This is a genomic window from Parapedomonas caeni (assembly GCF_041060555.1).
Lineage (GTDB): Bacteria > Pseudomonadota > Alphaproteobacteria > Sphingomonadales > Sphingomonadaceae > CAUJIW01.
In genome coordinates, this window is sequence record NZ_JBEUDS010000005.1 from 113,423 (window position 1) to 135,805 (window position 22,383).

The window sequence follows — 22,383 nt, forward strand, 5'->3', positions numbered from 1 at the left end:
TGCTGTGATGAGCCGGGGATCGGCATCCGCGTTGGCGGCTCTTTTGACCGTGACAACGGCGCTGACGCCGGTTGTCGCTCATGCCCAGCAGGGGCCTGTGGGCCCCCAGGGTCCGGCGAGCGTTGCCCCGCCGCCAACCCCGCCCGCCCAGCCCGCTACCGCCCAGCCCGCTACCGCCCAGCCGGCGCCGGTCCAGGTCGCGGTGCCGGCCGTGCCGCGCACCACCATCCGCTCCATCACCATTGTCGGCAGCGAGCGTCTGGAGCCGGAGACGGTCCGCTCCTACATGCAGCTGTCGGGTGGCGACCCCTACGACCGTGATATCCTCGATGAGGCGCTGAAGCGGCTCTACGGAACCGAATTGTTCGCCGACGTGCAGATCCGCGACGACAATGGCGCGCTCACCGTGACGGTGCGGGAAAACCCGATCATCAACCGCATCGTCTTCGAGGGCAACAAGAGCCTGAAAGTCGACAAGCTGCGCGAGGAAGTGAAGCTGGCGCCGCGCCAGATCTTCACCCGCTCTAAGGTGCGTGCCGACGTCCAGCGCATCATCGAGCTGGCCCGGCGCTCGGGGCGCTTTGCCGCCACCGTCGATCCCAAGGCGGTGCAGCTGGAGCAGAACCGCATCGACCTCGTGTTCGAGATCCGCGAAGGCCCGAAGTCGAAGGTCCGCCAGATCAACGTCATCGGCAACCAGAAGTTCTCCGACGGCGATATCCGCAGCGAACTGGCGACCCGCCAGGCGCGCTGGTGGCGTATTTTCACCTCCAACGATACCTATGATCCCGATCGTACCGCCTATGACCGCGAGAAGATGCGGCAGTTCTACCTCACCGAGGGCTATGCCGACTTCCGGGTGGTGTCGGCGGTTTCCGAACTGGCGCCCAACCGTCGGGACTTCATCCAGACTTTCGTCGTCGAGGAAGGCGAGCGCTACAAGTTCGGCAAGATCGACGTCGAGAGCAAACTGCGCGACCTCAAGCCGGAGGTGCTGAAGCCGCTGGTGCGGATCAAGGAAGGCGACTGGTACGACGCCAAGCGGATCGAGAACACGGTCGAGAGCCTGACCGAGACTGCCGGCCTGTTCGGCTACGCCTTCGCCAACATCCGGCCCAGTTTCGACCGCGACAAGGACGGCCGCACGATGGGTGTGACCTTCGTGGTCAACGAGGCGCCGCGCGTCTATGTCGAGCGCATCGACATCAACGGCAACACCCGCACGCTCGACAAGGTGATCCGCCGCGAATTCCGTCTCGCCGAGGGCGACGCCTTCAACAGCTTCAAGGTCAAGCGCTCGAAGGATCGCATTCAGTCGCTGGGCTTCTTCCAGGAGAAGCTGGAGGTGGAGCAGAAGCCGGGTTCGACGCCGGACAAGGTGGTGCTTGAAGTCAACGTCGAGGAGAAATCGACCGGCGAACTGCAGGTCGGTGCCGGCTTCTCGTCGATCGAGAGCTTCATCGCCAACCTGTCGATCCGCGAACGCAACTTCCTCGGCAAGGGCCAGGAGCTGCGGCTGGGCTTCACGCTGTCGAGCTATCGCAATGAAATCGATCTCGGTTTCACCGAGCCTTATTTCATGGGCCGTAACATTGCCGCCGGCATTGATGTTTTCCGGCGCGATCTCAACAGCTTCCGCTATACGTCCAACAATGATCGCGACACCACCTACGAGGAAGTGACGACGGGCTTCCAGCTGCGCGCCGGCTTCCCGCTGACCGAATTCTGGTCGCTGGGCGTGCGTTACGGCCTGTCGAAGTCCGACGTCTCGCTGGACAAGGACAGCTACTTCACCAACGGCCAGTGCGACCTGTTCCTGGCGGGCGCCTTCCTCTGCGATCTGGTGGGCACCACCGGATCGTCGTCGCGGGTGACCTCCTCGGTCGGCTACTCGGTGGTTTACGACAGCCTCGACAACCGGATGCGGCCAAGCCGTGGCCAGCGTTTCGTGTTCAGCCAGGACGCGGCGGGTGTCGGTGGCGGCGTCAATTACCTGCGCAGCAGCGTCGACTATGATCGCTACTTCCGCCTGTGGGACAACTGGGTGCTGCGTACCGGCGCCGAGGGCGGCTGGATCATGGGCTGGGGCGGCGAGGATGTGCGCATCAACGATCGCTTCTTCCTGGGCGGTCCGCGTATCCGCGGCTTCGCCATTCGCGGCATCGGTCCGCGGTCCTACCGTACCTGTGTCAACACCTCGGGCTGTTCCAGCGGCCTGGTCGCCGAGGGTACGACGCTTGACGACTCCATCGGCGGCGAGATGTATTATCTCGGCAGTGTCGAGCTTGAGGTGCCGCTGGGTTCGGCGGTCAGCGAAATGGGCCTGCGAACCTCGGCCTACGTCGACGTCGGCAGCTTGTGGAAGTACAGCAAGTCCAGCTTCGGCTCGACCGCGGACGTGCAGGAAACCGTACTCGGCGATACCGCCGCCCCGCGCGTGTCGGTGGGTGTCGGCGTGTCGTGGAACTCGCCGTTCGGGCCGTTCCGCATTGATCTTGCCAAGGCGCTCGTCAAGAAGGATGGCGACGATCCGGAAGTTTTCCAGTTCAACATAGGGACGCAGTTCTGATGAAAACGCATTTCCTGAAAGCCGCGGCGGTCGCGGCTGTGGTGCTGGCCTCGGCGCCGGCGGTTGCCCAGCAGGCCTCCGTGCTGGTGGTCAATCTCGACCGGGTGGTCAACGAGTCGGCCGCCGGTCGCGCGGCGGGTACCGAGCTGAAGGCGAAGGCCGAGGCCATTTCGGCCAAGGACAAGAGCCTGGCCGAGAAGTTCAAGACCGAGGAAGACGCGCTGACCAAGCAGAAGGACTCGGTGGAAAAGGGCATCATGCAGCCTGCCCAGTTCGAGGCCAACGTGCGCGGCTACCAGGAGCGCCGCAACAAGGACATCCAGGATTTCAACAAGCTGCGTGTCGATTTCCAGCGGTCGCAGGCCTATGTGGTCGAACAGATCACCGCCGGCGCGGCGCCGATCATCCAGGAAGTGATGCGCGAGCGCGGCGCCAGCCTGGTGGTGAAGGAAGGCGCGCTGGAGGCGTTCAGCAATACGCTGGACATCACCTCGACCGTCGTTCAGCGGCTGGACCAGAAGTTGCCCAAGGTGTCGACCACGCCGCCGCCGGCCCCCGCCCAGCCAGCGACACCGGCGACGCCGCCGAAGAAGTAAGCTTGCGCCGGTCGTGAAAATTCGTCATTCCCGCTTGAACGCGGGGATGGCGGGACCGGACAGACAGGTTGATGGCCGGGCAATGCCCGGCCATTGGCGTTTTGATGATTGGATGACGCGCAGGACGAGAGGATGACAATGACCGACGGCACCACACTTACCACGCTGGAACTGGCCCGGATCATGGAGATGATCCCGCATCGCTATCCGATGCTGCTGGTGGACCGCGTGGTGGATATGGTGACCGACGTCTCGGCAACCGGCATCAAGGGCGTCACCATCAACGAACCCTTTTTCCAGGGCCACTTCCCCGGCCGGCCGATCATGCCGGGCGTGCTGATCGTCGAGGCGATGGCGCAGACCGCCGGCATCCACGCCGTTCACTCAATGGGGGCGGATGCCGAGGGCAAGCTGGTCTACTTCATGTCGATCGAGAACGCCAAATTCCGCAAGCCGGTGGAGCCGGGCTGCCTGCTTGAACTGCGGGTGTCCCAGGTGCAGGTGCGTGGGCCGGTGCGCAAGTATCGCGGCGAGGCTTTCGTCGACAATGTGCGCATGGCGGAAGCGGATTTCACGGCGATGATCTCCGCTCGCCCATCCTGACCCCGCCCATCCTGACCCTGGCCATCCTGACCCTGGCCATCCAGCCGACGGTCCGGGCGCCTAGGCTTCGGCCCGGGCGCCTAGGCTTCGGGTCGTCGCCAGATCCAGGTGCCGCCAATGACGGCGGCCGTCAGCGGCGCCAGCTTCCAGGGCATCGCCACCAGCAGCAGGCCGATCAGCGCGCTGGCGGCAAAGGCAGTCAGCGCCGCGACCTTGCCCTTGCGGCTGATGGCGCCCTGCTCGCGCCAGGCGCGGATATGCGGGCCAAACCGGCGATGTTCCAGCAGCCGGCGTTCCAGCGCCGGGCTTGAACGGGCAAAGCAGAAGGCGGCCAGGATGGCGAAGGGCACGGTGGGCAGCAGAGGCAGAAAAATGCCGATCGCGCCAAGACCGAGCGCGGCGAAACCCGCCGACAGATAGACCATCCGTTTCATCGACCCGAGCGTAGCAGAACGTCAGGCGTCGGTCAGCGGCACATGCGACGGATCGCCGGGCGCGCGGCGGGGGCCTCAGTCGTCGGCGGCCTGGTGGCGACCATCGGGTTGAAACGCCCGGCGCTCCTGCAGCGTTGGACCCTGCCAGCGGCGCATGTGGCCGCACATGAAGCAGGAGCAGTTGGCCATGTGATCCGCAAGCTTCACGGCGCCGGGCGCGTGCGGGCGCACCGCGACGGCGCGGCGCTTCATGCGCGCCTTGTGATGGCGGCGCGTCGCGCGCCGGCCATCGTGCCAGCTGTTGTCGGGCCCGGTCATGCCGGCAGTGTAGACCATTGTGCGGCGGTTGACGACCGGCGGCCGGAGGTCGTGGCGGATCGTCGGTGCGATCGCGCGAGATTGAGACTCGCATGCCCGGTGAAGCGGGCTATATACGCATAGTCACTTGCATAGACGTACCTTTTAGGGGATAGGATCATGACAGTCAGAACAATGGCCTGCCTGGGGCTTGTCATCGCCGCGCTTGCCGGCAATGGCCTGCCCGTTCAGGCCCGCGAGCAGGGGAAGACGGAAATGTCGGCAACGGATGCCAAGATCGCGGTCGTCCAGCAGATGATCGAGGCATGGAACACGCGCGATTGGGTGCGCGTCGGCGAGTTGTTCACCGAGGATGGCGTGCTGCACTCAATGATGATCGAGCCGGTGGTGGGGCGGGCGGCGATTGCCCAGCGGATCAGTGCGCTGGGCGCGGGCGTGTCGGAAATCACGCTGGACATCCGCAACATCGGGCGGGTCGGTGACGTGGTGTTCGTCGAGCGGGTCGATCGCTTCACCTACAACGGCCATAAGGGCGCGGTGCCGGTGGTTGGTGTCATCGAGGTGCGCGGCGACCGCATCAGCGTCTGGCGCGAATATTATGACCGCGCCCAGCTGCTCGCCGAAATGGGTGTTTCACAGGATATTCACGCCAGCCACTGAGGCGGCTTCCGGCCGGCTGGTTTGCGGCGGGTGCCCTGTGGCCCCGCCGCTTTTCATTGTCGTCCGCCGTTTCAGCCGGTCTCGTCCGCCGCGATCGCGGCCAGCACCTGGCTTCGCAGCACATCGCGCTGCACCTTGTTCATGGCGTTGCGCGGCAGGCGGGGCAGCAGTACCAGCCGTTCCGGGCGTTTGAACACGGCGACATCGGCCTGCTTGAGCCAGGCGGTGATGTCGTCGAGCACCGGCGTCATGCCGTCACGCGGCACCACGGCGACGGCGATGCGCTCGCCCAGCACCGGGTCGGGGATGCCAACGGTCGCGGCCTCCTGCGCGCAGGGCAGGCCGGCCAGCAGGTCGTCAAGTTCCGCCGGCGAGATGTTGACGCCGCCGCGCACGATGATCTCCTTGCAGCGGCCGACGAAGCGGTAGAAGCGCGCCAGCGGTCCCGGTCCGGCGATTTCGAACAGGTCGCCGGTGCGGAAATATCCCTGGTCGTCGAAGGCGGCCTTGTTGAGGGCCGGCGACCGCCAGTAGCCGCCGAAGGTGGTGGCACCGCTGATGCGCATTTCACCGACGTGGCCGGGTTCGGTGATGTCCGCCCCGGTGTCGAGGTCGACCAGCCGGGTGCGGATCACCCGGTGGATGATGCCGGGGAAATCCTGATCGGCGGCCCCGAAGCGCGGGAAATAGCGGGCGCGGTCGCCGGCGTCCGGCACGTCGACGGGGCCGGAGAACAGCGACATGCCTTCGTTGGAGCCGAAGATGTTGCAGATCGAGATGCCGTAGCGTTCCTGCCAGCCCTCGATCAGCCACGGCGACAGCGGCGCCGATCCGGAACCGATGGCGCGCAGCCGCGACAGGTCGGTGTTGTCGAGCAGTGCCGGCGTTTTCAGCAGCGCTGCCAGAACCGCCGGCGGCGCGATGGTGTAGGTGACCGCCTCCTCGGCGATCTGGCGCAGGAACAGCGGCAGATCGAACGGATGATGCAGCACCAGCCTCCCGCGCAGTTGCAGCCATGGGATCACCAGGCCGCCGATGGAGCCGATGTTGACCAGCGGAAACGGGTTCAGCAGCACGTCGCCGTCACGCATCCCGCCAGCTTCGGCGACGATGCGGCCGTTGAGCACCCAGTGGTTATGGTCGCGCGGCACACCCTTGGGCCGGCTTTCGGTGCCCGAGGTCCAGCAGATGGTGAGCACCTCGCCACCGGCGGGCGGATGCGCCGCGGCATAAGCCTGTGCCCGGGCCGGATCGACGACCGCCATGGCGGCGCGCAGGTCGGTGCCCTGCGGGGCGTCGCCAAGCAGCAGCAGGCGGGCGCCGGGGTGTTTTTCCAGCAGGTGGGCGGCCATGGCGGCGTGGTCGTGGCCGTGGAAGGCGGGCAGGGTGACGAAGGCGCGCGGCCGGGTCTGCTCGAAGATGTGCGCCAGCTCATGCTCGCGGTACTGCACCACCACCGGACAGAGGATCAGGCCCAGCCGGGCGCAGGCGAGAAACAGGATCACCGCATCGACGATGTTGGGCAGCTGCACGGCCACCACGTCGTCCTTGACGAGGCCGGCGTCGAGCAGGGCGGCGGCCATCCGGTCGACGCGCTCGCGCACGTCGGCCCAGCTCAGGCGCTCCGGTACCCGGCCATCGAGCGCGGCGCGATTCATCGGGTCGACCAGCGCCAGGGCCCGGGGGTCGGCGGCGGCGGCCTGCTGGAACAGAGCGTCGACGCTGATGCCCTCCCACCAGCCGCGGGCTTGATAGTCGGCAATGCGGTCGGCGGGCGTGATGAACATGATGGCTCCCCTGTTGGCTGGCCTGCGGGCGGCGTCCGGCGCCTTCCACGCGGCGCTCTCAAGTGAATTGCATAATAAGACCGTCTCGCGGGATCAATGCTTCATGTGGGTTGCGCCGCTGAAAATGCCGGTGGACGCCGGCGCGCCCTGGTCATGGGTGCCGGTGCCGGGGCGCCAACAGTGGCGAATCGCCTTGTGACGAGGGCGCGCGCCGGCCAGGGCGGGGTGGTTATGGTATTATGAAGCAAGTGTGTTGCGATGGCTTGGGCTCGAAAAAGAATCTCCAAAGGGCGGATGGAATCTAATTTATCAATATAAAACAATGTATTGATGATTATGAGACCTGAGGGTGCTTGACAGGGGCCGAAAAACCCTCAGAACAGAGACTTGCATAGTCACACCTTAAAAAGAACTGCCTAGGGGGAGAGATCGCGTGAGCCAACGCCTTATCGTTCATTCAGGGATTCGCCGGTCGGCCGCGGGCCTGCTGGCCGTGCTGCTGGGCTCTGTCGCCGGTCAGGCGCTGGCGCAAGCAGCCGCCGAGACCGAGACATTCGGCCTGGAGGAAATCGTCGTCACCGCGCGCAAGAAGGCCGAGAGCCTTCAGAACGTGCCGATCGCCGTCACCGCCATTGACGGCGAGGCGCTGCGCGCCAGCGCGATGACCGACATTTCCGACCTCGCCAGTCGCACACCGAGCTTCACCTTCCAGCAACAGAACGCGCTGGAGCAGGAACTGTTCATCCGTGGCATCGGCACCGTGCGCCTCAACAGCGCCACCGCCGACCCGTCGGTGGGTGTGTTCCTCGACGAAGTCTATATCGGCCGTCGCGGAACCGCGACGCCGCCGATCTTCGACCTTGAGCGCGTCGAGGTGCTGCGCGGTCCGCAGGGCACGCTGTTCGGCAAGAACGTCGTCGGCGGCGCCATCAGCTTCATCACCGCCCGCCCGCGTGACGAATTCGAGGGCTATGCCTCGGTCGGCATGGGCAACTATGGCGCCATCGCCTCGCAGGGCTATGTCACCGGCGCGCTGACGGACAAGGTGAAGGCGCGTCTGTCGCTGTACCAGAACCATCATGACGGCTACTCGAAGAACATCGTCAACGGGCAGGAGCTGGAGGATCTCGAATCCTACGCCGGCCGCCTTTCAGTGGCGATCGACGCCAACGAGGCGCTGCAACTGCTGATCGTCGCCGATGCCAGCCGCGACGAGGGCGGCGGCTCGGCCCGCCACGCGGTGGACGATCCCACCAAGGCGGCGCCCGGCTTCATCACGCCGAACCTGATCTCGCAGGATCCGCGCACCACCGAGACGCCGTATGACCAGTACATGAAGCGCAACACCTCGGGCCTGATGCTGCGCGCCGACCTCGACCTCGGCGGTCCGATGCTGACCTATGTCGCCGCCGTGCGGCGCGGTGACGCCGCCAACCGCTGGAGTCAGGCCGGCGCCGGTTCGCCGCCGTCCGTCACCGACAGCGTGCTCACCCAGGCGGAGGACTACACCGGCATCACCCAGGAACTGCGGATCGTGTCCGCGCAGGAACAGTCGCTGCGCTGGCTGGGCGGCGTCTACTTCCTGCGCGAAAAGACCGATCGCACCTCGCGCAACACCGCCACCTCGTTCCTGCCCGGCGGCGCCGGCAGCACCCGCGACACCCTGGATGGCGACAACATCTTCACCCAGGTCGGCAAGGTGTCGAACTACGCGGTGTTCGGCGAGCTGGAATATGACGTGGCCTCCAATGTCACGCTGTCGGCCGGGTTTCGCTACACCATCGACGACAAGAGCTTCGACGCCGAGGGCAAGGTTCTGAGCCTCGGCCCGGATTCGATGGACAACATCTACTCGCCGGCGCCGTTGAAGGAACCCTACAACATCCAGGTCGACAAGAGCTGGAAGAAGCTGACCCCGCGTGTGCTGCTGGAGTGGTCGCCGGTCGAGCGCACCATGGTCTATGGCTCGGTGACGCGTGGCTTCAAGGGCGGTGGCTGGCAGAGCGCCGCGGCCAATGCCACGGTCGCCTCGCTCGCCTATAATCCGGAGACGGCGTGGAACTACGAGATCGGCGTCAAGTCCGAGCTGTTCGATGGCCGCATGCGCTTCAACGTCGCAGCCTTCTATACCGACTTCAAGGATCTGCAGGTCGAGCAGCTCGACGACGTCGATCTGACGCTGGTGGTCGCCAACGCGGCGTCGGCCAAGATCAAGGGCGTCGAGGCGGAAGTGCAGGTGCAGGCAACACGCGAGCTGACGCTGTCGGCCGGCGGTTCGTTGCTGCACGCGCGCTATGGCAAGTATCTCGATGCCGCGCGCGGTCTCGACTTCACCGACAACACCATGCTGCGCACGCCGGACTATCAGTTCAACGTCGCCGCCAATTACGCCACGATGGTGTCGGAGAGCCTGAAGTTCACCGCAAATGTTTCCTATGTCTATCAGGATGCCATTTTCTGGGGGCCGGAGAACACCAACCGCGAGCCGGGCTATGGTCTGCTGGATGCCCGCATCAGCCTCGGCGAGGCCGATGGCGCCTGGCAGGTCACGCTCTATGGCAAGAACCTGACCGACAAGCTGTATCGCACCAGCATCATTCCGTTCCTGGGTGACGAGGTGTCGCTGTTCGGCGCCCCGCGTACCTATGGCGCACGGCTGGCGGTGCGCTTCTAGGTTCCGGCGCTTCTCAATCCCTGCACCTTAAAACTGCGCCCGCCGGAGGAAACTCCGGCGGGCGTCTTGCTGTGGGTGGGGTGTCCCGGCACGCGGGGCATCGCTGTGTCAGGGGTGGCCCCTGACACAGCGGCGCCGGTTCAGCGCTTCATGCGATCAGCGGCCATCCAGCAGGCATGAAAGCCCAGCGGCAGGCGGTGCGGCATTTCCAGCTGGGCAACCGGGCCGGCGCCGATGTCACGGGCATCGAAAATATCCAGCGTCTCGCGGCGCAGCCTTTCGTTCCACTGGAAACTGATGACATAGCCGTCATCCTCGTTGACGGCGTTGTCGGCCGCCGCGAACCACGGCTCGGAATAGAAGCTGTGCTCGGGGTCGTCCGACCACGAGGCCAGACTCTCACCCGTGTCGAGGTCGTATTTGCGGATGCCATACCATTGCAGCGTCCGTGTTTCGGAATGATCGACGAGGTAGCCAAAGCGCGTGCGCCGGCCGGACAGCCGGCTGTTGAAGGTGGGAAACTCGACATTGCGGTCGGCATCGAGCATCCGCTCCTCGGTCTCGCCGGTGCGGACGTTCATCCGCCACACCCACAGGCGGGCGCGCATCTGCAGCTCGGCGACGTTGCGCGCGGTGCGTTGGGCGTCGATGCTGCCGTCGGCGTGGCGTTCCGGCATGTAGCGGCAGCCGACCATCACCACCCAGTCGCCTTCCTCCCACGCATTGACGACGTGGTAGAGGAAGCACGGCGAGAAATCGAACCAGCGGATGGACTCGCCCGCGCCATAGCGGCCGATGACGCCGAAGCGCGCCGGCAGCGCGGGGTCGAAACGCACCTTGTGCCGACCGAGCTTCAGCGCTTCCTCGTCGTGAATCAGCGGCAGGTCGTGCAGGATGGAATAATGCTCGGTGATCGCCATGTCGTGCGGCAGCCGGGGGCCGGGCAGGGTGATCGGCACGAAGTGCTTCAGCGCGCCATCGGGGCCGACCACGCCATAATGCATGTAGGGCGCTTCCAGGCCGTAATCGAAGAAGATCAGCTCGTCGGTGATCTCGTCGACCTTGGCATGGGCGGAGATCGACCCGCCGGAGGCGGCGACGCCGGGGCATTTGCCGCGCGTCTCCAGCGTCACCGGATCGATTTCGTAAGCGTCGCCCGACATGTACCACAAGGCCAGCACCCGGCCGCCCTGGGCGACGAGATCGGTATTGGCGGTATCCTTCAGCCGGCGGTCGGGGCGGCCCTTCAGCGTGTCGCGGATGCCGTCGAACACGCTGGCGCCGGCGCGATCCTCCTCCTGCCAGGCGTCGGTGCGGACCCAGCGGTTGCGGTAGGTGACGCGGCCATGGTCGAACTGGGCGGCGTGCACCATGCCGTCGCCGTCGAACGGATGGTAGCGGCCCTTCGGCGCGAAGCGCGGGTTGGGGCCGGCGCGGAAATAGGCGCCGTTCAAGTCGACCGGCACCCGGCCCTTGAGAAGCTTCAGGTCATGATGCTCGCCTTCCCGGGCGATGGGGGCGAATTCGCCCATCAGGCCGGGACCATAATCCTCCCCGAAGGGGGCGAGGTCGTCCGTCGTCTGGCTGTGATTCAACATGGGGTCCTCCCTCGTGTGCGGGTGTCGTGTCTGGCGTATCGCCTAGTAACTTGCATAAACGAACCATAAAGTGCGGTCCTTGACCCACATCAAGGCCGCCTCGTGCGTGAGGGTATGGGTGGGCGCGCGTTTGCGCTTGCATCCCGCACGCGACTTTTATAATCATACCATAAAGAGGCGCGGCGTCGGCCATGCAGGCCAAGGCGGTCCCGGTGGGATGGCGCGATCACAAGCTGGGGAGAGCCGGGGTGGTTTACGTCATTGGCGGTTGGCAGAGCGATTTCTCGCGCAACTGGGCGCGCGAAGGCGTGACGATGCCGGAAGCGTTCGTCGAGACGGTGCGTACAGGCCTTGAGGCATCACGGCTGGACGCGGCCGACATCGAGACCGGCCACGTCGGCAATTTCGTCGGTGACCTGTTCGTGCGCCAGGGGCTGCTGGGTGGCCTGTTTGCCTATGTCGACCCGGTGATGAACGGCATGCCGACGGCGCGCCACGAAGCCGCCTGCGCGTCGGGCAGCATTGCCGTGCTCGCCGCCATGGCGGAGATCGAGGCCGGCCGCTACGACATGGCCTGCGTCGTCGGCATCGAGCAGATGCGCAATGTCGATGGTCGCACGGCGGCGGAATATCTCGGCGCCGCCGCCTATACGGGGCGCGAATATGCCGACGCGACCTATGTCTGGCCGCGGGCCTTTTCCGACCTGGCGGAGGAATATGACCACCGCTGGGGTCTGTCCTACGATCATCTCGGCCGCATCGCCGAAATCAACTTTGCCAACGCGCGCGCCAACCCCAACGCCCAGACCCGCCGCTGGGACTTCGGGCCGGACAGTTTCCGCGCCGACGATGCCGCCAATCCGGTGGTCGAGGGGCGCACCCGCAAGAATGATTGCGGTCAGGTCACCGATGGCGCGGCGGTGGTGTTTCTGGCATCAGCAGCCCGTGCCGCCGACTACGCCCGCCAGCACGGCATCGCGCTGGAGAGCCTGCCGCGCATCAGCGGCTGGGGCCATCGCTCCTCGGCGCTGGCCTACCGCGACAAGCTGCGGCTGGGCGCCGGCGACAGCCATGTGTTTCCCCACCTGCGCGACACCGTCAACGACGCGCGCCGGCGCGCCGGCGTCACCTCGGTCGAACAGATCGACGCGGTGGAGCTGCACGACTGCTTCGCCATGACCGAATATATGGCGATTGATCACCTGGGCATCACCGCGCCCGGCGAGGGCTGGAAGGCGGTGGAGGACGGCGTGATCGAGAAGGGTGGCCGGCTGCCGATCAATCCCTCCGGTGGCCTGATCGGGCTTGGCCATCCCGTCGGCGCCACCGGCGTGCGCATGGTGCTGGATGCCGCCCGCCAGGTCGCCGGCCAGGCCGGGGGCTGCCAGGTGGAGGGCGCCCGGCGGGTGCAGACACTCAACATCGGCGGCTCCACCACCACCTGCGCCAGCTTCATCGTCGAACGGGCGGCCTGAGCGGCCGCAACGCCTGGCCTGCCCGTGCCGTCGCGCCCGGCCACCCGCCGGGCAGGCGCGGGCGTCCGTCTCACCCGTTCCCGCTTTTGCCAGAATCCAGGTGATTGGATGACCTCTCCCCACAGTTCAAGTGTCCCGCCGGCGTTAGTGCAGGAGGCCCCGCATGTGCCGGTGGAATTCATGCCGGTCGACCTCGACGTCGAGCGGCGGGAGGATGGCACGCTGGTGCTGCGCAGCCGGCTGCCGCTGGGGGATTATGATCCCAACCTCGCGCGCGCCATCGCCCGGCGCGCCCGCGACAAGGGCGCGGCGACCGCGCTGGGCTGGCGTGGTGACGATGGCGGCTGGCGGACACTCTCCTACCGCGATTTCAAGGCGCAGGTCGATGCCGCCGCCACCTGGCTGCGCCAGCACCTGCCGCCGCGTAGCCCGGTGCTGATCGTCGCCGAAAATGGCCCGGCCGCGGCGCTGATGACCGTGGCGGCGTTCAGCGCCGGCATGATCGCCGCCCCTGTCGGTCCGAGCGTCGCGCTGGTCGGCCCGCCGTTCGAGCGGCTGCGCCATGTGCTCGCCAAGCAGCGGCCGGCGGCGGCGTTTCTCGACTCCCGGCCAGCGTTCGCGCCCGCCGCGGCGCTTCTGCGCGAGGCCGGCATCACCGTGATCGCCGAGCAGCCCGACCGGCTGGGCGGCGGCATGCCGCTCGACGCGCTGCGGGCACAGACACCGGACCCTGACATCGAGGCCTTCATCGACGGGCTCGATGTCGACGCGCCGGCGCAATATATGCTGACCTCGGGCTCCACCGGTCTGCCCAAGGTGGTGCCGCACAGCCTGCGGATGCTGGCGGCGAATCTGGCCCAAGGCGTCGCCTCCATCGGTCGCGCCGCCGGCTGGGATCAGGACATGCTCGACTGGCTGCCCTGGCACCATGCGGCGGGCGCCAGTGTGCTGCGCGCCTGTCTGGTGCTCGGCGGCACGTTGTACATCGACGCCGGCAAGCCGCTGCCGGGGCTGTTCGAGGCCTCGATCGCCAATCTGCGCGATCGCGCCGTCTGCTATTTCAACAACGTGCCGGCCGGCTTCGCGCTGCTCGCCGACGCGCTGGAGGCGGACGCCGCCCTGCGCGCCACTTTCTTCAGCAAGCTGCGCCTGATGCTCTACGGCGGCGCCGGCCTGCCGCAGCCCTTGTATGACCGGCTGCAAGCACTCGCCGTCGCCACCACCGGCCGGCGTGTCCACATGACCACCGGCTACGGCATGACCGAGACGGTGTCCGGCTGCATGACCATCCACTGGCCCGACACCCGCGTCGGCATCGGCCTGCCACCGCCGGCGCTGGCGGTGAAGCTGGTGCCCAACGGCGCGCGCTATGAGGTGCGGCTGAAAGGTCCGTCGGTGATGGCGGGCTATCTCGACGAGCCGGCGAAGAACCGCGCGGCGTTCGACGACGAGGGCTTCTACCGCACCGGCGATCTGGCGGTGTTCCACGACCCGCAGCACCCGGCGCAGGGGCTCGCCTTTGCTGGCCGCATGGTCGAGGAGTTCAAGCTCGCCAACGGCACCTGGGTGCCGGGCGGCATGTTGCGCGAGGCGCTGCTCAAGGCGCTGGCCGGCACGGTGCGCGAGCTGGTGCTGGCGGACGACGGCCGGCCGGTGCTGGGGATGCTGGCCTGGGCCGCGCCCGGCGTGTCGCTCGACGCCGTGGCGCAGGCGCTCGCCCGGTTCAACGCCGGCCAGCACGGCGCGTCCACCCGCATCGCCCGGGTGACGCTGCTCGCCAGCCCGCCCGATCCGGCCCGCCACGAGCTCTCCGACAAGGGCAGCATCAATCGCCGGGCGGTGCTCGACAATCGCGCCGACGTGGTCGAGGCGTTGTTCGCCACCCCGCCGGGGCCGGACGTGCGCGTGCTGCCGGCCTGAGACAACAAAACACAAGGGAAGGTTGCCATCATGATCGTACCCGTGCTGCTGGTGAACGCGGCAGTCCTGGCGGGGTGTTTCCTGCTGCTGTGGCTGGTCTGCCTGTCGACGCGCGACGTGACGCCGGTCGACAGCTTCTGGGCCTGGGGCATGCTGGTGATGGCGCTGGCCACCTTCCTGCAGTTCGACGCGCATCATCCGCGGCAAATTCTGCTGCTGGCGCTGGTCGGCCTGTGGGCGGCGCGGCTGGGCAGCTACATGCTGTGGCGCTGGCGCCATCATGGGCCGGACCGGCGCTATCAGGCGCTGCTCGGCAAGGCCGAGCGGGACAGGGGCTGGCGCTTCGCCAAGGCCAGCGGCCTGCTGGTGTTCGCCACCCAGGCCCCGTTGCTGTTCATCGTCTGCCTGCCGGTGCAGCTGGGCCAACTCGACGCCGCGCCGGCCATCGGCACGCTGGGCTGGATCGGCGCGGCGATGGCGGTGGGCGGCACCCTGTTCGAGGCGATCGGGGACGGCCAGCTGGTGCGCTTCAAGCGCGACCCGGCCAATGCCGGCAAGGTGATGGATCGCGGCCTGTGGCGCTACACCCGCCACCCCAATTACTTCGGCGATGCGCTGACCTGGTGGGGCCTCTATCTGGTGGCCGCCGAGACGGCGACCGGCCGGTGGGCGATCGTCGGCCCGCTGCTGCTGACCTGGACGCTGATGAAATGGTCCGGCGCGCCGACGGTCGAGGGCAAGATGAAGAAAACCCGCCCCGAGTACGCCGATTATATCCGCCGCACGTCGGGCTTCCTGCCGCTTCCGCCGCGCAAGGCGTGACGGCCCGCTGAGGGCCTCACGCTTGGCGTCGCGTGAGCCGATCAGATCGCCGCGCGGGCCGCGAGTGCCGCGCTGGCGGTGCGGAATTCGTCTGCCAGCCGGTCGACAATGGTTGCCACCGGCTCCTGCGCGTCGACCGCGCCGACGCCCTGGCCCGCCGCCCACAGGTCTTTCCAGCGCATGGCGTCGCCGCCATAGTCGCGGGCGGCGGCGGTCTTGAGCTGGTCTGGGTCATAGCCGTTGGCGCGCAGCGACGGCAGCAGCCACGAGGCCGGCGTGCCGGTGATGGCGGCGCTGACCACCAGATCCTCCAGTCGCGCGTCGACCACCATCTGCTTGTAGGCGGGCACGGCGCGGCTTTCATCCGCCGCGAGGAAGCGCGTGCCCATGTACACGAGGTCGGCCCCGGCGGCGACCGCGCCGGCGATGCCGAAGCCGTCGGCGATGCCGCCGCTGAGGCAGATCAGGCCATCGAACTCGCGGCGCAACGCGCTGACGAAGGCGAACGGCGACAGGAAGCCGGTATGGCCGCCGGCACCGGCCGACACGCACACCAGCCCGTCGGCGCCGGCGGCCGCCGCCTTGCGCGCCAGCTCGACGGAAATCACGTCGGCCAGCACGATGCCGCCATAGGCGTGCACCACCTCGACCGCGGCGCGCGGGCTGCCGAGCGCGGTGATCACCACCGGCGGCCGGTAACGGGCGATCAGCGCCAGGTCGTCGGCCAGGCGCGGGTTGGTCGAATGGGTGACGAGGTTCGCCGCCCACAGGCCGGGCGCGCCGGCGCAGGCCTCGGTGATGGTCGCCATCCACCGCTCAAGGTCGGCGGTGGTGCGGCAATTGGGGGTGGGGAAGGCGCCAACGATACCGGCGCGCGCCGCCGCGATCACCAGCTCCGGGCCGGAGACCAGGAACATCGGTGCGGCCACCACCGGCAGCCGCAGGCGGGCCAGATGTTCACGGATACTGGTCAGGCCAGAGGGTGCGGTGTTTTGGCTCATTGCAGATACTCCACGATCATCGCCGTACCGACGCCCTGGGCGCCGGTGGCCACCACCAAGCCGTAGCGGCCGCCGCAGGCGGCCAGCGCGTCGATCAGGCTGGACAGCAGAATGGCGCCGGTCGCGCCCATCGGGTGGCCCTTGGCGAGGTGGCCGCCACCGACGTTGACCCTCGCCGGGTCTGGCGCGCGGTCGCGCAGAAATTTGGCGATGACGACGGCGAAGGCTTCCATGAACTCGATGCGGTCCATCGCGGCGAGCGGCAGGCCGGCACGGGCCAGCACCTGGTCCATCGCCGCGAACCCTGCGGTGAGCGAGGCGCGCGGGTCGCCGCCGGCCTCGGCGACGGCGACGATGCGGGCAATGGCGCCGTCGCGCGGGCCCAGCAACGCCAGACCGGCGCCATCGGCCATCGGCGGCGCGTGGGCGACGGTGTGACGAAAATCGAGGGCCGCGCCCTCCAGCGCCTCGGCATAAGGTTCGGCCAGCGCGGCAAAGGCGGGTTCGAGTGCCGCCAGTCGCGCGGCATCGAGCGGCGGGCGCACGGTTTCCTCCCGCGTCAGGCCGTTGACGGCGATGCGCGAGGCCAGCAGCGCCGGCTGGCTCTCGGCGGCGGCGGCGCGCTGCTGGGAGGCGAGCGCGCAGGCGTCGAGTTCCGCCCGGCTGATGCCCTCGGTTGTCGCCAGCAGGTCGGCGGCGAGCGCGACCTGAATGTAGCGCTGGCGCGGCGGCAGGTCGGTGGCGGTGTAATAGTCCGCCTTGTCGGCCATGAACGGCACCCGGCTCATCATCTCGACACCGCCCGCCAGCACCCACCGGGCCTGACCGGCGACAATGGCGGCGGCCCCGGCGCCGATGGCGGACAGCCCGGAGGCGCAGAAATTGTTGAGCGTCTGGGTGGCCACGTTATCCGGCAGGCCGGCGTGGAACTTGCTCACCATCGCCAGATGGCCGCCCTGGGCGCCAACCTGGCCGACGCAGCCCAGTACCAGCCGTTCCGCCCGGCCGCGCGGGTCGTGGCCGCGACCGGCAAGCGCCTCGACCAGTGCCGCCACCAGGCCAGGCGGGGTCAGGCCGGCCAGCGCGCCGTCGGGGCGGGCCTTGCCGCGTGGCGTGCGCAAGGCGGCGTGAATGTAGGCTTCGGTCATGCGGCGTTTGTCCCCCAATGCGCGGGTGCCAGCGGCGGCGCCCGTCTTGTCCGTTGCGTGCCCTTGTCGGCGATGGCGGCGCGGGCGGATTGGCGAGTCCCCCGGGACGATCCTTTGTTGGTATTTCTATGCAAGTAATAAATCAAGGGCGCAGGCAGCCGGCTGCGCGATCCGTCACGGGCCGGCTCGACAAGCCGGCTTGGTTCAGCGTCGCGGAGGCCTTATGCTGAAACCCGGTCGGGCGAGCGCCGTCCGACGGGGGGATGATGGCAGGCATGGTGACGTCACGGGATATCAGGCGCGCGCCGGCGAGGCAGGCCGCTTGTCGGGCGGTGCCTTGCACAGCCGACTCGCCCAAACAGTGCCGCAATCTGGGGTTAGCCGGGCGCCATGCAGCTTGACCACATGATCCGTACCTGCTCGATCTGGCGTGCGCTCGAAGTCGTGGGCGATACGCCGACCCTGCTGATTCTCGAAGCCTGCTGGCTGGGTACCCGTCACTTTTCCGCCTTGCAGGAGCGTACCGGCCTGCTCAAGGCGCTGCTGAGCGACCGGCTGAAGCAGCTGACCCAGGCCGGCCTGCTGGAAACCCGGCAATACAACGCCCGGCCGCCCCGCTACGAATACCTGCTCACCGCCAAGGGTCGCGATCTTTACTGGACCTCGCTGATGCTGCTGCGCTGGGAACAGCGCTGGGGCTCGCACGAGGGCAAGATCCGTATCGAGCTGACCCACAAGACGTGCGGCCATGTGTTCGAACCGACGCCGGCGTGCGGCAGCTGCGGCGAGACCATCGACGCCACCCAGGTGGACTGGACCGCCGGCCCCGGTGTCGGCCTGATGCGCCCGGTCTACAGCCGCCGGCGGCAGCAGCGTGCCAGTGCCGGCGATGCCACCTCGCTGATGGAGGACGCCGCCCAGTTGATGGGCGATCGCTGGGCCAGCCTGATCATGCGCTCGGTGTTCACCGGTCTCAATCGCTTCGAGGAAATCCGCCAGGATACGGCGATCGCCACCAATATCCTGTCCGACCGGCTGAACTGGCTGATCGGCTTTGGCGTGCTGCGCGCCCGCCAGTACGCCACCAACCCGCCGCGCGACGAATATCGGCTGACCCGCAAGGGCGTCGACTATTACCCGGTGCTGCTGATGCTGATGCGCTGGGGTGACAAATATTACTGCGCGCCGGAAGGCCCGCCGCTGCGGCTCACCCACAAGCACTGCGGCAAGCCGCTCGACCCGCAGGTGGTGTGCAGCCATTGCCGGCAGCCGATCCGGGCGGATGACGTCACGGCGGTGGTGCATGAAGCCCGGTCGCATGACGCGGCGACGACAGCGACGGTCTGACCGCCTGAACTCGGTCAGTCGCTCCGGCGGGGATCGGTAAACCACTTTCATTATCATACTCTGTATGCTAGCCCGACCTGCACAATAACAGGGGAGGCTGGACATGAAGATCGCAGGGTGCACGGCACTGGTGACCGGCGGCAATCGCGGTATCGGCGAGGGGTTCGTCGAGGAACTGCTGGAGCAGGGGGCGGCCCGGGTCTATGTCGCGGCCCGCACGCTTGCCGATGCCCAAGGTGTGGCGGCACGCGCGCCTGACCGGCTGGTCGCGGTGCAGCTCGACGTCACGCGCCCCGAGGACGTGCAGGCGGCCGCCGCGCGCTGCCCCGACGTCAACCTGCTGATCAACAACGCCGGCGCCTTCAACCGGCAGACCCTGCTGGGAGCGGCCGACATGAGCGCCCTGCGCCAGGAGATCGAGACCAATTATATCGGCCTGGTCGCCATGTGCCGGGCGTTCGCACCCATCCTCAAGGCCAACGGCGGTGGCGCCATCCTCAACGTGCTGTCGGCCGGCGGCATCGTCGCGGTGCCGGAGATGGGCGGCTACAGCCCCTCGAAATTCGCCGCCCGCGCCGCCAGCGACTGTCTGCGCGCCGAACTGGCGCCGCAGGGCACCCATGTCGCGGCGCTGATCGTCGGCTCGGTGGATACCCGCATGGCGAGCCACGTGACGGGGGTGGAGAAAAGCACGCCGCGCGCGGTCGCCCGTGCCGGCCTGCTGGCGGCCAAACATAACATCGACGAGCACGACACCGACCCGCACGCGATTTCAGTGCGCGCCTTTCTGGCCCGCGATCCGCATACGCTGAAACGGTCCCTCGCGGCGGGGGTCGCCGCAACCAAACCATGACCGGCGGGCGTCGCCGCAACCAAACCATGATCGGCGGGCGTCGCCGCAACCAAACCATGACCGGCATTTTTCGTCGCCAGCAGGGGAAAGCAAGACCATGACCTACCGCGTGATTCAATGGGCCACCGGCGCCATGGGCCGCTCCTGCCTGCAGGCGGTGATCGACCATCCGGCGATGGAGCTGGTCGGCCTGTATGTCTATGGCGAGAAAAAGGAAGGCCGTGACGCCGGCGACATTGCCCGCCGGGCGCCCACCGGCGTCATCGCCACCCGCGATGTCGAGGCGATTCTGGCGCTGGAGGCGGACGTGGTGATCCACTGTGCCCGTATCGCGCCGCCCTATGGCTCGCATGATGCCGATATTCTCAGGCTGCTGGCCAGCGGCAAGAACGTCATCAGCATCAACGGCTATTCCGACCCCGCCTACTGGCAGGGCACGCGCGCCGAGGCGCTGGCGGCCGCCTGCGCCACTGGCGGCACCACCCTGATGGCCGCCGGGCTCAACCCCGGCTTCGCCGCCGAACAACTCGCCGTGGTGGCCTCCGGCCTGTGTTCCGCCTTGGAGCATGTGGAGGTGGTGGAGAGCGTCGACTGTCGCGCCGTGCGCCAGCCCGACTATGTGTTCAAGGTGCTGGGCTTCGGCGCCGACCCGGCGCGGGTGGACGCCAACGATCCGGCGTGGGGTCCGGCCTCGTCGCTCAACGGCATGTACACCGAGGTGCTGTCGGCCATGGCGCGTCACCTCAACCTGACGCTGGAGCGCGTCGACACCGATCACCGGGTGTTCGCCGCCACCGACGATCTGGTCATCGGCGCCGGCACCATCGCCCGGGGTACGGTCAGTCACATCAACTGGCGCTGGCATGGCGTGGTGGCGGGCCAGCCCCGGCTCACCATGTCGATCCACTGGTACATGGAGCACGCGCATCTGGGCGGCGCGGAACCCTCGCTGTGGCAGGTGAAGATCACCGGCCAGCCGGACGTGGCGATCCGCGTCGATCTGGTCAGGAACGCCGCCGACACCGCCACCACCTCCGCCGAGCAGCTGGCGGTGGCGGCGATGGTGGTGAACAGCATTCCCGTGGTCTGTGCCGCCCCGCCGGGGCTGCACACGCGGCCGCTGGCGACGCCGTTCCGGGGCGTTCTGGTGCCGCCGGGCCGCGCGGCTGTCGGCGTGCCAGTCAGTCCAGCGTCCGTCAGCCCAGCGCCGGGCGGTCGATGAGCTGGCGCACGGCAGCGGGGATGGGGCCGCCGGCCTTCATCGCCGCCGCCAGCCGGCCGTCGTAATATTCCCGCCAGCGGCGGATGCGCGCGGCACGGAACTCCAGCACGCCGGCATAGGGCAGGGCGATGTGCTGGCCGGAGACGAGGTGAAACTCGTCGACGCCTTCCATGAACAGCCGGTCACCGGCTTCCGCCACGTCGAACAGCCGCCAGTGGTTCGACCGGATGACCCTGGCCATGCCCTGCAAGGCTTCGCGCATGGCGGGCTTGCCCTCGATGGCCGGCGCATAGCCGCCGCTGTTCTGCCAGACGATGTCGTCGGTGACGAGCGCCAGCACGCCTTCGACATCGAGGCGGTGCCAGGCGCTGATCAGCGCCTGCAACACCGGCAACAGACGCGGGGCCGGTGTGGCCGCATGAACGGGCGTGGGGACGGCGGTTGTCGTGACCGCCAGGGCGCTGGCCAGCACGGCGCGGCGATGGAGGATCGGCGCGGATGTCACAGCACGGCCTCCCGTGCCAGCAGGGCGCGCAGGTGGGGTGTGGCGGCCTCGCCCTGGCGCTGGGCGGCGATCACGCCGAGGTCGACATAGTCGCGCCAGCCGGTCACCCGGCCGTCGCGGAACTCCAGCACGCCGGCATAGGGCACCGCGACCGGGCGGCCATCGCTGGTGTCGTAGGCGTCGACGCCTTCCAGCAGCAGCCGGTCGCCGGCCTCGGCAATGGCGAACAGTTGCCAGCGGATGTTGTGCATGTCTGCCAGAAACCGTTGCAGCAGCCGGGCCATTGCCGCCTTGCCGTGCACCGGCGGCAGGCCGGGGGCGGCGTAGTGCCAGACGATGTCGTCGGCCACATGGGCGAGCACGCCGTCGATGTCCTTGGCCTGCCAGGCGGCGATGATCGCCCGCAGTGTCGCGCGGTGGCCAGTTGTGGCGTCGGTCATGGCCGCCCCTGGCCGGCCAGCGCGGCGCTGAGCTGGTTGGCCTGGCCGGAGTCGAGATATTCGTCGAGCCGCGTCACCCGGCCGTCGGTGACGCGGACGATGGCGCAGGCATCCAGCCGCCACGGCTGGCCGTTGGGCAGTGTCGCTTCCAGCGCATGCTGCTGCACGAAGCCATCCGGCAGGGCCTCGACCCGCTGCACCCGGTAGGTGCGGTCGGGCAAGGTGCGCTGCATCCAGGCCATCAGCCTGAGGTTCTGCTCCACGCTCTGCTCGATGCCATCGGTGTTGTGCCAGATCGTCGCGTCCGGGTGATAAAGCCCGCGCAGCGTCTCGGCGTCGCCGGCCTGGATCGCGGCCATGAAGCGCCGCGCGAAGTCGCGCATGTCCTCGCCTGTCATCCTGCCCTCCCGT

At 67.9% G+C, this 22,383-nt stretch carries 21 protein-coding genes; 12 read left to right on the plus strand and 9 right to left on the minus strand.

Going from position 1 to position 22,383, the window contains the following annotated elements; all coding sequences use genetic code 11:
* Positions 1 to 7: 7 nt before the first annotated feature.
* From bamA to fabZ, 3 genes are all read left to right on the plus strand, one after another.
* Positions 8 to 2,569 (plus strand): outer membrane protein assembly factor BamA, encoded by a 2,562-nt coding sequence (gene bamA, locus ABU113_RS05595; RefSeq protein ID WP_454558553.1) that lies wholly within the window; start codon positions 8 to 10, stop codon positions 2,567 to 2,569.
* The gene (locus ABU113_RS05600; RefSeq protein ID WP_454558507.1) at positions 2,569 to 3,165 is read left to right on the plus strand and encodes an OmpH family outer membrane protein; all 597 of its coding nucleotides are present in this window, start codon (positions 2,569 to 2,571) and stop codon (positions 3,163 to 3,165) included. Before bamA ends, ABU113_RS05600 begins: the two co-directional genes overlap by 1 nt.
* 138 nt (positions 3,166 to 3,303) lie before the next feature.
* The gene (gene fabZ / locus ABU113_RS05605; RefSeq protein WP_454558554.1) at positions 3,304 to 3,768 is read left to right on the plus strand and encodes a 3-hydroxyacyl-ACP dehydratase FabZ; all 465 of its coding nucleotides are present in this window, start codon (positions 3,304 to 3,306) and stop codon (positions 3,766 to 3,768) included.
* A gap of 80 nt (positions 3,769 to 3,848) precedes the next feature.
* Here fabZ and ABU113_RS05610 read toward each other — a convergent pair whose 3' ends face one another.
* Both ABU113_RS05610 and ABU113_RS05615 read right to left on the minus strand, forming a co-directional pair.
* The gene (locus ABU113_RS05610; protein WP_454558508.1) at positions 3,849 to 4,202 is read right to left on the minus strand and encodes a YbaN family protein; all 354 of its coding nucleotides are present in this window, start codon (positions 4,200 to 4,202) and stop codon (positions 3,849 to 3,851) included.
* Between the two features lie 75 nt (positions 4,203 to 4,277).
* Positions 4,278 to 4,520 (minus strand): hypothetical protein, encoded by a 243-nt coding sequence (locus ABU113_RS05615; RefSeq protein WP_454558509.1) that lies wholly within the window; start codon positions 4,518 to 4,520, stop codon positions 4,278 to 4,280.
* Between the two features lie 159 nt (positions 4,521 to 4,679).
* Between ABU113_RS05615 and ABU113_RS05620 the strand changes: the two genes are divergently transcribed.
* Entirely contained in the window at positions 4,680 to 5,180 is a 501-nt protein-coding gene (locus tag ABU113_RS05620) for an SgcJ/EcaC family oxidoreductase (RefSeq protein WP_454558510.1), read from the plus strand.
* A 71-nt stretch (positions 5,181 to 5,251) separates the two neighbouring features.
* Here the strand turns inward: ABU113_RS05620 and ABU113_RS05625 are convergent, their stop codons facing one another.
* Positions 5,252 to 6,967, minus strand: coding sequence for a class I adenylate-forming enzyme family protein (locus tag ABU113_RS05625; protein WP_454558511.1), 1,716 nt, complete (start codon positions 6,965 to 6,967; stop codon positions 5,252 to 5,254).
* Between ABU113_RS05625 and ABU113_RS05630 the strand changes: the two genes are divergently transcribed.
* Entirely contained in the window at positions 6,957 to 7,166 is a 210-nt protein-coding gene (locus tag ABU113_RS05630; RefSeq protein WP_454558512.1) for a hypothetical protein, read from the plus strand. The two genes, ABU113_RS05625 and ABU113_RS05630, sit on opposite strands and share 11 nt — an antisense overlap.
* Before the next feature lie 234 nt (positions 7,167 to 7,400).
* Positions 7,401 to 9,641, plus strand: a complete 2,241-nt coding sequence (locus tag ABU113_RS05635) for a TonB-dependent receptor (RefSeq protein ID WP_454558513.1) — start codon at positions 7,401 to 7,403, stop codon at positions 9,639 to 9,641.
* Between the two features lie 140 nt (positions 9,642 to 9,781).
* Here ABU113_RS05635 and ABU113_RS05640 read toward each other — a convergent pair whose 3' ends face one another.
* Entirely contained in the window at positions 9,782 to 11,239 is a 1,458-nt protein-coding gene (locus ABU113_RS05640; protein WP_454558514.1) for a carotenoid oxygenase family protein, read from the minus strand.
* 248 nt (positions 11,240 to 11,487) lie between these two features.
* Here ABU113_RS05640 and ABU113_RS05645 point away from each other — a divergent pair, with 248 nt between their 5' ends.
* The 3 genes from ABU113_RS05645 (at position 11,488) to ABU113_RS05655 (ending at position 15,456) form a co-directional block, all read left to right on the plus strand.
* The gene (locus tag ABU113_RS05645; RefSeq protein WP_454558515.1) at positions 11,488 to 12,714 is read left to right on the plus strand and encodes an acetyl-CoA acetyltransferase; all 1,227 of its coding nucleotides are present in this window, start codon (positions 11,488 to 11,490) and stop codon (positions 12,712 to 12,714) included.
* Between the two features lie 165 nt (positions 12,715 to 12,879).
* The gene (locus ABU113_RS05650; protein WP_454558516.1) at positions 12,880 to 14,634 is read left to right on the plus strand and encodes an AMP-binding protein; all 1,755 of its coding nucleotides are present in this window, start codon (positions 12,880 to 12,882) and stop codon (positions 14,632 to 14,634) included.
* Between the two features lie 30 nt (positions 14,635 to 14,664).
* Complete coding sequence (locus ABU113_RS05655; protein ID WP_454558517.1) at positions 14,665 to 15,456, plus strand: DUF1295 domain-containing protein; 792 nt, start codon at positions 14,665 to 14,667, stop codon at positions 15,454 to 15,456.
* Positions 15,457 to 15,497: 41 nt separating this feature from the next.
* On the opposite strand, the gene ABU113_RS05660 is transcribed toward ABU113_RS05655, so the two are convergent.
* Together ABU113_RS05660 and ABU113_RS05665 are read right to left on the minus strand one after the other, a co-directional pair.
* Positions 15,498 to 16,457, minus strand: a complete 960-nt coding sequence (locus ABU113_RS05660; RefSeq protein WP_454558518.1) for an NAD(P)H-dependent flavin oxidoreductase — start codon at positions 16,455 to 16,457, stop codon at positions 15,498 to 15,500.
* A complete protein-coding gene (locus tag ABU113_RS05665) occupies positions 16,454 to 17,605 on the minus strand; it encodes a thiolase family protein (RefSeq protein WP_454558519.1) in 1,152 nt (383 codons plus the stop codon). The genes ABU113_RS05660 and ABU113_RS05665 overlap by 4 nt, the downstream gene beginning before the upstream one ends.
* A gap of 405 nt (positions 17,606 to 18,010) precedes the next feature.
* Here ABU113_RS05665 and ABU113_RS05670 point away from each other — a divergent pair, with 405 nt between their 5' ends.
* The 3 genes from ABU113_RS05670 to ABU113_RS05680 all read left to right on the plus strand — a co-directional run bounded on the left by ABU113_RS05670 (position 18,011) and on the right by ABU113_RS05680 (position 21,027).
* Positions 18,011 to 18,952 (plus strand): winged helix-turn-helix transcriptional regulator, encoded by a 942-nt coding sequence (locus ABU113_RS05670; protein WP_454558520.1) that lies wholly within the window; start codon positions 18,011 to 18,013, stop codon positions 18,950 to 18,952.
* Between the two features lie 103 nt (positions 18,953 to 19,055).
* The gene (locus tag ABU113_RS05675) at positions 19,056 to 19,805 is read left to right on the plus strand and encodes an SDR family oxidoreductase (protein WP_454558521.1); all 750 of its coding nucleotides are present in this window, start codon (positions 19,056 to 19,058) and stop codon (positions 19,803 to 19,805) included.
* A gap of 97 nt (positions 19,806 to 19,902) precedes the next feature.
* Positions 19,903 to 21,027, plus strand: coding sequence for an NAD(P)H-dependent amine dehydrogenase family protein (locus ABU113_RS05680; protein WP_454558522.1), 1,125 nt, complete (start codon positions 19,903 to 19,905; stop codon positions 21,025 to 21,027).
* Here the strand turns inward: ABU113_RS05680 and ABU113_RS05685 are convergent.
* The 3 genes from ABU113_RS05685 to ABU113_RS05695 are packed head-to-tail and all read right to left on the minus strand — an operon-like array spanning position 21,002 to position 22,370.
* Positions 21,002 to 21,532 carry a nuclear transport factor 2 family protein gene (locus tag ABU113_RS05685; protein WP_454558523.1) on the minus strand — a complete coding sequence of 177 codons (531 nt, stop codon included), beginning with the start codon at positions 21,530 to 21,532 and terminating at the stop codon, positions 21,002 to 21,004. The genes ABU113_RS05680 and ABU113_RS05685 overlap by 26 nt on opposite strands.
* On the minus strand, positions 21,529 to 21,972 hold the full coding sequence (locus ABU113_RS05690; RefSeq protein WP_454558524.1) for a nuclear transport factor 2 family protein: 444 nt from the start codon (positions 21,970 to 21,972) through the stop codon (positions 21,529 to 21,531). Before ABU113_RS05690 ends, ABU113_RS05685 begins: the two co-directional genes overlap by 4 nt.
* The gene (locus ABU113_RS05695) at positions 21,969 to 22,370 is read right to left on the minus strand and encodes a nuclear transport factor 2 family protein (protein WP_454558525.1); all 402 of its coding nucleotides are present in this window, start codon (positions 22,368 to 22,370) and stop codon (positions 21,969 to 21,971) included. Before ABU113_RS05695 ends, ABU113_RS05690 begins: the two co-directional genes overlap by 4 nt.
* Between the last annotated feature and the right edge of the window lie 13 nt (positions 22,371 to 22,383).